13 protein-coding genes are annotated in these 14,688 nt (G+C 38.2%); 10 read left to right on the forward strand and 3 right to left on the reverse strand.

What is annotated here, in order from left to right:
* Positions 1–29: 29 nt before the first annotated feature.
* Positions 30–791, reverse strand: coding sequence for a hypothetical protein (locus AB1444_03465; protein MEW6525710.1), 762 nt, complete (start codon positions 789–791; stop codon positions 30–32).
* 345 nt (positions 792–1,136) lie between these two features.
* On the opposite strand from AB1444_03465, the gene AB1444_03470 reads away from it, so the two are divergent.
* The 3 genes from AB1444_03470 to AB1444_03480 are packed head-to-tail and all read left to right on the forward strand — an operon-like array spanning position 1,137 to position 4,693.
* A complete protein-coding gene (locus AB1444_03470; GenBank protein ID MEW6525711.1) occupies positions 1,137–1,868 on the forward strand; it encodes a glycosyltransferase family protein in 732 nt (243 codons plus the stop codon).
* Position 1,869: 1 nt separating this feature from the next.
* Positions 1,870–2,748: a hypothetical protein gene (locus tag AB1444_03475; GenBank protein MEW6525712.1), complete on the forward strand. Its 879-nt coding sequence runs from the start codon at positions 1,870–1,872 to the stop codon at positions 2,746–2,748.
* Positions 2,749–2,767: 19 nt separating this feature from the next.
* A complete protein-coding gene (locus AB1444_03480) occupies positions 2,768–4,693 on the forward strand; it encodes an aconitate hydratase (GenBank protein MEW6525713.1) in 1,926 nt (641 codons plus the stop codon).
* Here the strand turns inward: AB1444_03480 and AB1444_03485 are convergent.
* Positions 4,690–5,256: an HNH endonuclease gene (locus tag AB1444_03485; protein MEW6525714.1), complete on the reverse strand. Its 567-nt coding sequence runs from the start codon at positions 5,254–5,256 to the stop codon at positions 4,690–4,692. The genes AB1444_03480 and AB1444_03485 overlap by 4 nt on opposite strands.
* A gap of 224 nt (positions 5,257–5,480) precedes the next feature.
* Positions 5,481–7,697 carry a 7TM diverse intracellular signaling domain-containing protein gene (locus AB1444_03490; GenBank protein MEW6525715.1) on the reverse strand — a complete coding sequence of 739 codons (2,217 nt, stop codon included), beginning with the start codon at positions 7,695–7,697 and terminating at the stop codon, positions 5,481–5,483.
* A 97-nt stretch (positions 7,698–7,794) separates the two neighbouring features.
* Between AB1444_03490 and AB1444_03495 the strand changes: the two genes are divergently transcribed.
* The 7 genes from AB1444_03495 (at position 7,795) to AB1444_03525 (ending at position 14,621) form a co-directional block, all read left to right on the forward strand.
* Positions 7,795–8,142 carry a hypothetical protein gene (locus AB1444_03495; GenBank protein ID MEW6525716.1) on the forward strand — a complete coding sequence of 116 codons (348 nt, stop codon included), beginning with the start codon at positions 7,795–7,797 and terminating at the stop codon, positions 8,140–8,142.
* A gap of 119 nt (positions 8,143–8,261) precedes the next feature.
* A complete protein-coding gene (locus AB1444_03500) occupies positions 8,262–9,497 on the forward strand; it encodes a hypothetical protein (protein ID MEW6525717.1) in 1,236 nt (411 codons plus the stop codon).
* A 22-nt stretch (positions 9,498–9,519) separates the two neighbouring features.
* Positions 9,520–10,683, forward strand: coding sequence for a hypothetical protein (locus AB1444_03505; protein MEW6525718.1), 1,164 nt, complete (start codon positions 9,520–9,522; stop codon positions 10,681–10,683).
* A gap of 273 nt (positions 10,684–10,956) precedes the next feature.
* A complete protein-coding gene (locus AB1444_03510) occupies positions 10,957–11,409 on the forward strand; it encodes a hypothetical protein (GenBank protein ID MEW6525719.1) in 453 nt (150 codons plus the stop codon).
* A gap of 559 nt (positions 11,410–11,968) precedes the next feature.
* On the forward strand, positions 11,969–12,919 hold the full coding sequence (gene glpX / locus AB1444_03515) for a class II fructose-bisphosphatase (GenBank protein ID MEW6525720.1): 951 nt from the start codon (positions 11,969–11,971) through the stop codon (positions 12,917–12,919).
* Positions 12,920–12,938: 19 nt separating this feature from the next.
* On the forward strand, positions 12,939–13,151 hold the full coding sequence (locus tag AB1444_03520) for a hypothetical protein (GenBank protein ID MEW6525721.1): 213 nt from the start codon (positions 12,939–12,941) through the stop codon (positions 13,149–13,151).
* 279 nt (positions 13,152–13,430) lie between these two features.
* Positions 13,431–14,621: an aminotransferase class I/II-fold pyridoxal phosphate-dependent enzyme gene (locus AB1444_03525; GenBank protein MEW6525722.1), complete on the forward strand. Its 1,191-nt coding sequence runs from the start codon at positions 13,431–13,433 to the stop codon at positions 14,619–14,621.
* Positions 14,622–14,688 lie beyond the last annotated feature (67 nt).

Here is a 14,688-nt window from a genome sequence, read left to right on the forward strand (position 1 = left end):
TGATTAATATTTCAAGTTATTATCTTAATTTACTTTTTTTGAGCTATCCGTTTAACCTGATAGGTTTTAAAGGCATTGATATTATAATTCATTTTACAGTATTCTTCTATTTCAGGGTGGATTGTATATCCAACCATAAATCCAATTACATCTGATTGCAAATATACTCTAAGCCTCTCAAGCATTTTTGCAAATCTATCTATATCCCGTTTACCAGGTTGAGCCTTACATTCACCAATAATATATACATCCTTATCATTTTTTACAGCTTTAACATAAATATTAACTTCGTCATACTTGCCACTATCATATTGTATGTATTTTCTTTCTACCTCCTTAGCTTCTGCACCATATTGATTATAAACAAAATTTTCAATATACGGTATCAAATTATCCTCAATCCCATAGCCTACAACCATTGACAATCCACCTACCTGCTTTTTTAAATCATCAACAGTCAAAATGAGATTTTTCAAAACATCTTCTGTCCTTTTCTGTGCTTCTGCTAATTCCTCAACACGCTGCTCTGTCCTCTTCTGTGCTTCTGCTAATTCCTCAACACGCTGCTCTGTCCTCTTTTGCGCTTCTGCTAATTCCTCAACACGCTGCTCTGTCCTCCTTTGTGCTTCTGACAGCTCAACTACATTTTCAGTTAACACACGAAATTCTTCTTTAGTTACTGATTGATTGATTTCATTATATATTTTTATTAGAAGATTGGTCAATACAGTAGCTTCTTTCTCGCCAAAGGTTTCTTTTAAATTTTGATAAATTTCAAACGTATTAATCATTCCCAACACCTCATTGCCGTATGATACACAACTATCTCCTCATGTTTTGTAATAAATATAGCATTAATACTATAAATATGTCAAGTAAATTGCACATCATATTCACTATTAAAAAAGCCTCTCCCCTGGTCACAGGCATGGGTAAAGCCAATTATTCACCAAAAATAAATTAAATAACACACCAATTACCGCATACACCACTTAAGAAAATATAAAATATGTATTTATACATTAGCTTCAACAATTGTAAATAAAAAGTATTGCAAAAACTCCTGATACCATTACGATACTTATTGTAGAAAGAATACTTTATAGTTTTTTATCATTCTTGCAGGAAGTCATATCATGAAAATTACTGCAATCATACAGGCACGCATGCAATCAACAAGGCTTAAAGGAAAATCAGTCCTTCCGCTTGCAGGCAAACCACTGCTGTACCATGTTATACAGCGTGCAAAAGCCATACAACAGGTCACACAGGTGGTTGTTGCTATCCCCAACGATGATGACAATAACCCGTTAGCTGATATTGCACAGCTTTGTAATGTTAATGTATTTCGAGGACCCTTGCACAATGTACTTGAGCGCTACTTTTTAGCATATAAGCAGTATGGTGGCAACTACATAGTGCGTATCACTGCCGACAACCCTTTTACCGACAGCCATTTTGCATCGGTTGCTATAAAAGAAGCATTACGCACAAAGGTGGATCTTTGTGCAGTAAAAAACCTGCCACTTGGCACAGGAGTGGAAGTCATTGCTTCCACTGCCCTTGAAGAAGCATATACGAACAGTACAAAGCCCTACCATTTTGAACACGTAACACCGTATATAAAAGAAAATCCTGATACCTTCAACATTCATTATTTTGATGTAGCTTATAAAAATCCTTTTCCATCACTTCGCCTGACAGTGGACACACAGGAAGATTATATGCTTGCATCTACAATTTATGATGCGTTGTATAACGAGAGCGTTTTTTCACTGAGCGATGTCATTGCATTCCTTGAAAAAAACCCGCATCTTGTGAAACTAAACGCATCCATACAGCAAAAACCAATGACATCGCATGAATAACATGGACATAACAATCATAACCGATTCAGGCCCACACATAGGCCAGGGCCACTGGCAGCGCATGCTATTCTTTGCATTGTACTGCGCACACAATGGCATACCCGTTACACTGTTACACAAACATGGCGCGTCAACACCTTTAGGCTTTCCTTTAAAGGTAAGCGATAGTATTCCGCAAAACACTCACTGCATTATACGGGACATGCGTGATTCATCAAAAGAAGAAATTGAAAATTTGAGGGCGATAGCACCTGTTATCGTCATCGATGACTGTGGAGAAGGCCGAACACTTGCACACGCAGCTATTGACCTTTTGCCAAATATTTATGGCAACACTGCAAATACTTTTCAAGCCACTATGCCGCTTTTCCTGTACGGCTATAATTTTTACCAGTCACTATCGCAAGCTCCACCCAGTATATCAAAAGACATAGATTGTTTTATATATGCAACCACATTTGATGCAACACCACTGTGTGATTCATTAGGCAAACACTATAGCTTTGTGTGCAGTGATGGCAACACATTCATAACAAACACACTATTATCAAATCGTAGCTATACAAATCTCATTGCACGCAGTAAGGTAGTTATATCCCACTTTGGTATATCTATTTACGAAGCAATGCTGTGTGGTTGCCATTGTATTATTCTCAATCCAACAGCCTATCATGATGAACTATCGCACACATTGCAAAACACCAACGTGCTTGTACACCACCAGCTTTATAATCAGGCAGATATTCCCAAAATCATGGAAATTTTAAAAAATTTTGTTGAACAGGCAAATACGCCTGTTGATACTGCCCATTGCATAAGCACCATCCAGACAAATCTGAAAAACTTTTACGATGCGCTACGATTAATTATCACATCATAAACGGAAAGAGGTTGTACCAATGGGATATTCGGTATGTTATAAAATACTGCAGTCACATCTCAAAGAGGGAAAACTTGAACCGGGAACTGAAATTGGCATTGTCATTGACCAGACATTGACTCAGGATGCAACGGGCACCATGGCGTATTTGCAGTTTGAAGCAATGGGCATTGACCGTGTAAAAACTGAGATCTCTGTGTCGTACGTTGATCACAATACATTGCAGATGGGCTTTGAAAATGCTGATGACCATAAATACCTGCAGACCATGAATGCCAGATACGGAATCTATTATTCTAAGGCAGGCAACGGTATATGCCATCAGGTGCATTTAGAGCGATTTGCAAAGCCAGGAAAAACATTGCTTGGTTCTGACAGCCACACACCCACCGCTGGTGGCATGGGCATGGTAGCCATTGGTGCTGGTGGGTTAGATGTTGCCGTTGCTATGGGTGGAGGACTGTTTTATTTAACCTGCCCAAAAGTTATAAATATTTATCTTACCGGAAAACTTCGTCCGTGGGTTAGCGCAAAGGATATTATTCTTACAGTGCTTCAAAAACTTACTACAAAAGGTAATGTTGGCTATGTGATAGAATATACAGGGCCTGGCATTACAATGCTTTCAGTGCCTGAGCGTGCAACCATTACCAATATGGGTGCCGAGTTAGGTGTAACCACGTCGCTTTTCCCCAGTGATATGGTTACCTATGAGTTTTTAAAAGCACAGGGCAGAGAAAAAGATTTTATTGAACTTCTTCCTGATACCGATGCAGTTTACGATAAGATTATTGAACTTGACCTTTCCAGCATAGAGCCAATGATAGCCTGTCCTCACTCACCAGATAACGTGGTAACTGTTGAATCAATTAAAGGCATGAAGGTGGATCAGGTTGCCATTGGCAGTTGTACTAACTCATCGTATAAAGATTTAGTCACTGTTGCAAAAATTCTTAAAGGCAAAAAGATTCATCCCCATGTTAGCTGTATTCTGGCTCCAGGCTCAAAGCAAGTGTTACAGATGTTAGCCAAAGAAGGGTACTTAGCTGACATTATTGAAAGCGGTGTGCGCATTATGGAATCTGCCTGCGGTTTTTGCATTGGCAATGGCGGTGCACCCATTTCTGGCGGCGTGTCATTGCGCACCAACAACCGCAACTTTGAAGGGCGTTCAGGCACTAAAGATGCAAAGGTGTACCTGGTAAGCCCTGAAACCGCTGCGCTATCGGCCATTGAAGGCAAGCTTGTAAATCCTTTAGATATGCCTGCAAGAAGCTTTCCCCAAATAGAATTGCCAAGCACATTTATAATAGATGATTCTATGATCATTCCACCGTTTCAGTCAGATGAACCTATATTCAGAGGTCCAAACATTGGCCAGCCTCCAAAAACACAGCCCCTACCACAAACCATTCATGCCGTGGTGGGCATAAAGGTTGGCGACAAAATTACCACTGACCACATCATGCCTGCAGGGCAACGTTTGAAATATCGATCCAATATTCCTGAATATGCAAAATATGTTTTTGAAATGGTCGATAGTTCATTTTCAAAACGCGCACTTGATAATAAAGAAAAAGGGCTGGCAACAGTAATCGTTGGCGGTGTAAGCTACGGACAGGGCTCAAGCCGTGAACATGCGGCTATATGCCCTGCATATCTGGGAGTAAAGATAGTGCTTGCTAAATCGTTTGAACGCATTCATACAGCAAATCTCATTAACTTTGGGATTTTGCCACTGATATTTAACAATGAAAGTGACTATGACAGCATACAGGTGGGGGATACCGTTGTAGTGAAGGATTGCATAAAACAGGTTGAAAGCGGTACCATGATTACATTACTCATCAATAACAAATCTGTACACTGTACATTGCTTGCAACTGATAGGCAACGAAAGATTTTAATTGCTGGGGGGCTACTTAATTATACCACACAGCACTAAGGGATCATTTCAACAACCTTAACATTGAATCCACAGAAGGGGAGCCACCCCTTCTTTTTTGCTTTTTCAGCAGTGACAATGATATACGGTATATATTCAGGTTCAAATGGCTCACGCAGCAGGTTCCAGCCTATCTCATGCATAAGCTTGTTACCTTTTTGGTTGTTACACCATTTGCATGCGCACACCAAATTATGCCAGCTAGAAAAACCTTCCTTTAAGGATTTGCCAGTTACCACTTCCCATCTGCTTCGCGGGATAACATGGTCAACAGTAAGGTATTTCATCTGGAAGCGTTTACCACAGTACTGACATTGCATGTCATCACGGTAAATGACATTAAGCTTTGAAAACACAACCTTGCGACGCGGCAGATGATGGTAGTTAAGAATAGCAATAACAGAAGGGACTTTAATTGCTATTGATGGGGAGCGGATAAAAGTATCTTCCTCAACAACGGGCACAGCTTTGTCGGAAAGCAATAGGCATATTGCCTCTTTTACCGTTGTTATTCGGATGGGAACAAACCCTGCATTTAGTACCAGTACCTCAGATTCAATCATGGTGTACCACCTGTACGCACACAAGCGTTACAGGTAATAAAAAAACCTGCTTATAAAATTTGCATAATGATAGCTGTTGTACAAGGTATGTCAACAATATTTAGTAAAAAAATATTATTTTTTTTCACATTAAAAATGAAGCATACAGTTAATAGATTAAAATATTTTGGCTCCCACCGCTGCAACGGTAGTAGTCTACATCAATAAAAAATTCATGCAGTACATTATCCCTTTACCAACAGGGATAGCCTGTCAGACTTTTCACTAATGGATTTTGAATATTCTTTTATTTTGCTGTTTGTTGTGGCAATACTATCAGCCATTGATGAAATGATGTTTATTGATTCCAGTGTGTTAGTCATTACATCTTTAATTTTTTCTGATAACTGGAATATATCATTAGATAGTTTATCAATTTGAATAACTTGCTCTTTAACCTTTTGCAATTCATCAGTCTGATTGTTGACAACCTTTTGAAACGATACTATACCATCTTTAACAGTTCCAATTAGTGAAAAGATATCTGAAAGTGCTGTATTTGAATCCTGTGAAAGTACAACTATGGAATGTATATCCTGCGCAATGCTTGCAACACGCTGACTGATCATCCCTGACTGTTCAGCAGTTGCTGCAGCCAATTTCCCAATTTCGTCTGCCACAACAGCAAAGCCCCTTCCTGCCTCCCCAGCACGAGCAGCTTCTATTGATGCGTTTAATGAAAGTAGATTAATCTTATCCGAAATCTCATCTATTACAGCAACAAATTGCTCAATTTCATGGCTGCCCTGCTGGAGTACATTCATATTAGTGATCATAGTGTTGAGGGTATTTTCAGCATTTTTTGCTCTTGAAACAATAGATTCAATAATACCTATAAATCGTTTATTTTCATTAATAAGTGCAGTATATGCATTTTCCATTGTAACCACATATTCCTGTGATTTTTTCCCCTGCTCTTTCTGAGCTTTCAAAGCGTTATGCAGTTCTTCTAACGACATCTGTAAACCGGAAAACGAATCCTGGATGTGAGTTGTCATTTCAGCCTGTTTACCTGAAACTTCTGAAAAAGTTTTACTGATTAACTCAAGTTCACGACTTACCTGAATAAAATCATTTGATATAACATTGACAGCACTTACAATGGCTTCAAGATGGGATGCTTTTTGTAATGCTTCTGCTTCACTCACTTTCTTTTCTTCATAGAGCATACCAATATCTTTACGCATAACATTGATTCGGTCAGCTAATGCAAAAGACAAAAATAGCACAACAAAAGCAGATCCAATCTGAATACTCCACTGGGTTGCAAATGTGGTTGGCAGTACTCCAAAAGTTTTTAAAGCATATAACAAAACCCCTATGGATAATCCTAAAAAACCAACTGCAAAAAAACGAGCAATCCGTGATTTTTTCAATAATGCATACGCCTGCATGGGAAATAATACCGATACTGCATATATTGTAAATCCAGTTGCTATTTTAATTGCTAATTTATATTGTATTGCCAGACTGGAAAGTACTATTATAATGCCTGGTATAATTATTAATACCATATTAGCTATTATCATTTTCCTGCTTTTCCATAAAACATCAGTTGCACGCAGTAAAAAAATGGAGCAGCTTGTTATAGTCAATGCCATAAAAAACGGCAGTGAATTATTTCCCCACCAAACATGGTTGGGCCACAAATATTGATATGCATAGCCATTCAGGCTCATCTGCAACAATATCCAGGATGCTATGAAAAGAACATACAGTAAATATGAAATATCTCGTATAGATACAAACACAAATAAATTAAATATTACCATAATGATCATAAGCCCGTAATATATCCATATAAGAGGCTGCTCAATATTAAGGTGATCTAAAAATCCTTTTACTGAAAATATGGTTGTGGTAAAATTTAGTGAACTTGTGGTTACAATTTTACAATAATAAGTATTTTCTCCAGGATACATATCCAGCAAAAACACAAAACCTACATCAGTTATCGCTCTTTTTTTAAAAGGGAAACTATCACCCGCCACTTCTTTTCCATAGTTCCCATCTTCAAGAGGTTTATAGAATTCTATATAGTCAATCATGGGATAGGAAATGCGTAGAAACGCCGTATGATGTACTTTGGAAAAGTTGTTGATGGTAAACCTGAACCAGTATGCACTTTCAGTAAATCCAAAATTTGCGGTTTCTTTTCCCACCGCTTCCCATTTTTTTATGTTAATAATATCACTCAATACAAGCTTGTTGTTTCTGTCTTCAACATATTCTAACATAACTGGAATTTTATCAGGCATTGTATCATGTATTTGTATCACCTCAGCATATGTGTAACAAGGAGCCATGCAAAGTATTAATGGCATAATGGCAGGAAAGAATATAAATTTTAACAAAGTAACACATCTACTTGCAATTTTTATTATGGCATTACTAGTTTTCATGGTGGTACCTCATGGAATATAGATACATCCATATTTTAATCATCTACAATTATAACCCCAAGTATGCATACACTTTATTATGTCATGCTAAATCCCAATGTATCCGCACTATAAAGATGCATATCGTAAAACGCAGGGAAATGAAAGCTTTATTATCAAGCTTCAACTATCGCCGTTTACTATAATTTCAACAATCCTTGTTACTATTGTTCATAGTACAATTACCATACACCAATACTTGCTCAATAGTATCATCATAATGCCACTTGAATGTCATGCGTTACCATACAAAGAAAAATCAGTGCATAATATTAATATTTCATATAAATGCATCACAACCACGTTTATTAAACAATGGGATAATTTGCTGGCAAGGAGAACATTGGATTTTTTAGTACTGACATGTCAGTACTTTTTTGTCAATAAAAAAACTATTTCCCGATAACTATCGCACAAAAATATTTAAAAATAAATCTTGATATTTTATGCTATATACACTATTGATAGTTCTATTAAACGTATACAGGATAGCAAGATACAATCTTTGTAAAGGAGATATTCGCCATGAAAAATATTTTTTGCTATATGATTGCTGCCTGCATCACACTTTCCATTGGATGTGCTTCTGACCTTCCTATACGAGATATGTCCAAAGCTCGCTATGGGATAACCGAAGCTGAAGAAGTAAAGGCAGACAAGTATGCACCTGAAGAACTGGAGAAGGCAAAACAATACCTTTATGACACGCATACATTGTTAAAAGAAGATAAAACAAAGGACGCTCAAAAAAAATCAGTAGAATCACTGGCAGAATCCCAAAAAGCTATTGAAAAGTCTCTGCCACTATATGCAAGCGATATGCTTACAGAAGCCAATGAAAGCCTGCAGCAGGCTGAAATGCTTAACGCCAAAGAATTTGCAAATGTTGAATATGCACAGGCTGCAAGCTCTCTGGATGAAGCAACCAGGCTTAATGCCGATAAAAACTATCGGCCATCAATTCAAAAATCGAAAGAGTCAATTGGCTTTGCTAATGAGGCAAAAGCCAAATCACTGGCAATGATTCCGCAACTTAAAGAACAGCTTGTAGTACTGGAAAATGAAAAAGAATCACTGCGCACCCAGCGTGGTGATGAATTTGCAAAAGACGAATTGTCAAAAACCGAGCAAAAAATTAATGAAGCCACTACAAAACTTGAAGAGCAAAACATAGTTGCAGCAATTGCAGCAATGCAGGGGGCAAAAGAATCTTTACTACAGGCAAAAATAGCTATTGAAAAAGGAAAAGCATCTGAATCCCTGGAAGCCGCAAAAAGCCTTTACACACAGGTCAGTGAAAGGGAATCTTCCCAAGAGATGGCACAAACACTTACTGAAGCTGAAAAACTTATAGCAAATAGTCAGGATCTCTTTTCAAAAGAAAATTATATTGAATCATACGACGCTTCACAGCAAGCAATAACGGTACTAAATTCAATGCTCATAGCTATGGAAAAGAAGGAAGAAGCCATTGCAATGCAAGAAGAAGCTAAAGAAGGAGAAGAAGTTATTACTAAAGAAGAGCCAAAAAAGGAATACAAAGAATATATTGTCCAGTATAATCCCAAAGCACGTGATTGCCTGTGGAGAATAGCTCTTAAAGTATATAACAATGCACGCCTGTGGCCTCTTATTTATATAGCCAACAAAGATCAGATTAAAGATCCTGATTTAATCTTTCCTGGTCAGCGATTTATCATTCCTGCAGTAGAAAAGGAAAAGAAGGAACCAGGTACTGAAGAAAAAGCAAAATCTAATTAAACTAGTGCACATCTATTTGCCAATGCGTGTAATGCACATTATCCTGATGGTGCTTGCTTTGAGGCTGCCCCTGTATGCTCGTGGCATACCGCTTGATTCGGTATACCTGAGTACATCTTCAGCCGAATACCAGAAATTGTTTTTCACACGCCTTGATTACTATCAGAGTATTGGGGCACAGTTTATAGATTCTGGTATTGCATATGCAGGATGGCTCAACGGGAAACAAGTTATCTATATAAAAGAATACGGTAACACAAATGTTGTTATCATCAATACTATCGCTACCCGCAAAGCATACCCGTTGTATCAGTTCAAAGGAACAGTTATATCAGCACGCATTTCATCTAACGGTGCATACATTGCTGTAAAATATTTCAACACCAATAAAATTCCCCAGCCACAATTGCTCTTGATTCATATACCAAAGAAAACCATCAAAGTATTACAAACTTCATCTGCAGGTATGGATTATTCTTTTTCCCGGGATGGCAATTCAATCTATTTTAAAAATAACAACTGCATTGTTGAGGTTATGGGCGATAGTTACCCGGGAAAAGAAATCCTTTGTCGTGACAGCACCCCACAGTGGGATGAAAACACAGTGATTTTAGATCACAGCAGTCACAGGCTTTTTGTCAGTGGATCATCCGGCAATTATGATGTCTATGTGCACAACAATCTATCATGGAAAAAGCTTTTTACTGCCATAACCCCGGCCGAAGTCTTTATTACCAATAATTCTGTCTTCTATACTGCAGGCTTTCCCGGAGGTTATACGGTGAACCTGTATTCATTGCAATCGGGAAAAACACAGAGAGTTTTACCCGGTTCATTCAATCCATCATTGCATATGATGGGAAATACTGCTATTTTCCTGAATAACGCATTTATCACGCTATACGATAGTTCTAAGAATAAACTATTGCCAACTACAATTGAAAGCGATGAGGCAAAACTGTCCCCTGATCTTTTTTCTATTGCTTCAACCCTGTACAGTCGTCTCTTTATACTACCCACTGCCAATATTCTTACATTAGACCCTCAATCAAAACGATACCTTGCCACAATGGAATCACAATACACCTTGATTTTGCAAAAAAAGAGTATGTATACATCCCCATACAGCTTTACTTACATACAACAAAAAAAGGCAACGATAGCATCATTGCTCAAATTATTTTAATACGAGTTCATTATATAGTATAATGAATACAAAGTTATTTATGGTATTTAATAGTAAATGGCGTTTTGCAATAACACATTTGTAGTATAGATTTCCATCATTCCTTCCATTTCCTGTTTTGGATGGCTTTATGTTTATTATCCAATAGAACATATCCCTATCAGCATTGCTGATTATTATTTGCACAGTTTTTTATATTATATTTCAATTTGTAGTTGCAATTTGTTCCGATAGTAGTATGATTGTGTTATACATATACTTTGGAGGGAACATATGAATATAGAAACGACCACCTGTATTGTTTCTGAGCATTTAGAACTTTTCAAACACTATGCACCTCTGTATAAATTACCACTGCATACCTTTATTATTAATTTTATAAACTATGTGCTCTCGTATAAACGCATCCCGGTAAAAAGCTATAAACGGTTGCAATATAGAAAGCGGTATCAAACCTGGAAGCGGGTACATCTGTATTTGTATGAGAATGAGTATGAGTTTGTGATGGATGTGCGCAAAATATGTAAGATGTCACTGGCTAAGGTTATAGCCTATTGTGTAGAGAATTATCTGTATGATTTTCTTGCTGCATTAGACAGTGAAGAAAATACCGATAACTATCGCTTTAGCGGCTACACATTTTCATTTTATTTAGAAGAAGGCATCCCGTGTTGTCAATTTTACTGGGGACCACCGCCAGAATTGGTGAAACTCGCCACCCAATAGCCCCACAACTAAAGCTGATAGCTTAAAATAAAATATAAGTATACTTTTACACAGCTAATAGTATATCAGCCTATTATCTTAGTTACTCCATTTATAACAAAGACAAACGTTTTCTTTTCTACGCTTCTGTCGGTTGTATCAGTATTCCTCAACTAAGCAATATGAAGATATCTTTTAACAGTATTTGTTATTATGTTACCACACATCATGATTATTGGCCTTATCTGTATTATTCTACAAACTACAATGCCACCGCCTAAATTGATGTAATACCTATAATTTGATGAGCATACAGCGTTATGCACTCCTTATTATATGTGCATTGATATATGTTTTGGTTTATGCTTTGAGTAATATGATGCGCACATATATATTATTGCGATGGTAACTCATATACACATTTTTGCATTATTACTCAAAGTCAGTTCCTATATGAAAAGATAGGGTTACGCTAAGTGGCATTCTACACCACATAGTGGTAATCAAATATTAATTTGACAATTTTTGATTATATTTATACAGATTGAGACTGTATCAACACTGGTTGCTGGAGAAAGCTATGGATCGCAATTTAGCATTGGAAGTTGTCCGTGTTACCGAGGCAGCAGCTCTGTGGGCTGCCCGTTACTATGGCAGAGGCGATGAGGCAATTGCTTCAAAAAATGCCGTGGAAGCCATGTACAAGGTATTTTCAACAGTATCATTTAAAGGACATATCATTATGGGAGTAAATGATACCCACTCGCCTTTAGCGCAGGGAAACATTATGGGTCATGCTGATCATCCAGAGGTAGATATTGCTCTGACCCCCATTGATGGACATGCTACCTTAGCGCAAGGTGGGTACAATACCATATCAGCTATCGCCATTGCCGAACACGGGTCCATGCTCAATGCGCCACCAATTTATATGGAAAAGATTGCTGTGGGCAAGGAAGGCCGTGGAGTTATTGATATCACCCAATCCCCTGAAGTTAACATAAAGCGCGTTGCCCGTGCAAAGGGGAAGTACATAGAAGATATCACCGTGTGTATACTGGACCGTGAGCGCCACAGGGAACTGGTGGAACGCATACGGGCCTTAGGGGCAAGGATTAAATTAATCAAGGATGGCGATATTTCAGGAGCCATCGCCACGGCACTTGATGATACCCCTATTGATATGCTTATGGGTGTTGGTGGTGCTCGTGAGGGAATACTATCGGCAGCAGCATTGAAATGCCTGGATGGCGATATGCAGGCACGGTTTATCTATCGCGATGAAAACGATAAGGCGATGGTAAATGCCATGGGCATTAGCGATTTAGATAAGATTTACACGCTGTCAGACCTTGCAAAAGGTGAGAACATTATGTTCTCAGCAACTGGCATCTCCGATGGGGAGTTACTTCCTGGTGTGCGCTTTATGGCAGGAGGGGCAAAGACGCATTCCATTATTATGCGCTATAAAACCCATACCATCCGTTACATTACAGCAATACACCGCTTTGACTACAAGCCAGTATATTAAATGTTTGGAGATAGTTACCATGGATATAACCTCGTATATTCTACACCATACAATGGAAGCAATTTTAGTTGCAGGAATACTGATTGCTCTTTCTGGATTTATATTGCGCAAATATAAAATTTTGTCGATAGTGCTTATAGTGATAGCATCGTTAATTATATATGTGTTGCTGTATAAAACATCTCCACTACCACAACAACCACAAACACAGGAGAAAAATGCCATTGAATAATGATGATAACAATTACATTGAAATTATAAAATTTTTATTGCAGAATTATATACAATATTGTATATTATATTTTATTATAATGTTCTGGGTATGCCTGTTTATGGTGTTTATACCAAAACGTATACTGTAAGGTAATACAGCAAACCTGATGCATGTACTTATATTGTCATTTTGACAAATGTAGTTGGGGGAAATCTTAAATTTAATTTCTCTTTTCAAAAAGTCACAAATTGGAAATGATACTAAGAATTAACTCTATATAATATTACGGAGCTGTTCATGAAATTGCACTTAGTCAAATCGCACAGTACTATAGAAAATTGTATATCAGACAATGTTAAAACGCTCCCACCTTCAGGTATCCGTGAATTCTTTGATATTGTATACAATACGCCTGACTGCATCTCATTGGGAGTTGGCGAACCAGATTTTGTTACACCCTGGCGTATCTCTGATTCAGGCATTTATGCCATAAAAGATGGTAACACCCATTACACATCCAACAAAGGTTTGTTAGAGCTCAGGCAGGCTATTGCAGCACACATTAAAAAAAATCATAATGTTGAATACAACCCGGAAACCCAGGTGCTTGTAACCATCGGTGTTAGCGAAGGCCTTGACATTGCACTGCGAAGCATTGTTAATCCCGGTGATGAAATTATCTACTTTGAGCCCTGCTATGTTTCATATTCAGCAACCATTAAATTGGCGTATGGAAAAGCGGTTCCTATCGCCACCCATTTTAAAGATGGATTTGCCATTGATATTGATGCTTTAAAAAAGGCCATTACCAGTAAAACAAAAGCCATAATGCTCAACTATCCTTCAAACCCAACCGGTGCATCCATCAGTAAAGAAAATTTAGAGGCGATAGCTGCCATTGCTATTGCCCACAATTTAATCGTTATTTCAGATGAAATCTATGATGCCATTACGTACAATGGAGAACACTTTTCAATCATATCCATACCCGGAATGGTTGAGCGCACAATTTACCTAAACGGCTTTTCCAAAGCGTATGCTATGACTGGATGGCGCCTGGGATACGCATGTGGACCTGAACCCATTATCAGCGCAATGAACAAGATTCACCAGTATACCGCACTGTGTGCCCCATCCATAGCGCAGTATGCTGCATTAGAAGCCTTACAAAGGGGACAGCGCGATGTTGCGTCAATGCGTTCGCAGTACCTGAAACGTCGAAATTTCATCACTGCACGCTTAAACGAGATGGGACTACCCTGCCTGCCACCCAAAGGTGCGTTTTACGCTTTTCCTGATATATCACCAACAGGATTATCCTCACGGGATTTTGCCCTTGGGCTTTTAAAAAGCCATAAGGTTGCTGTGGTGCCAGGCACTGCCTTTGGAAGCGCCTATGACAATCACATTCGCTGTGCCTATGCCACATCTATGGAACAGCTCAAAGAAGCCATGGACCGCATGGAAGATTTTGTAAAGGGATTGTGATTAAGGCTGATGCACGAATGTATAAACATAAGAAAATAAATAAAAATATTAAATAAAGTGCGCTCCC

Source organism: Spirochaetota bacterium, from assembly GCA_040756435.1.
GTDB lineage: Bacteria > Spirochaetota > UBA4802 > UBA4802 > UB4802 > UBA4802.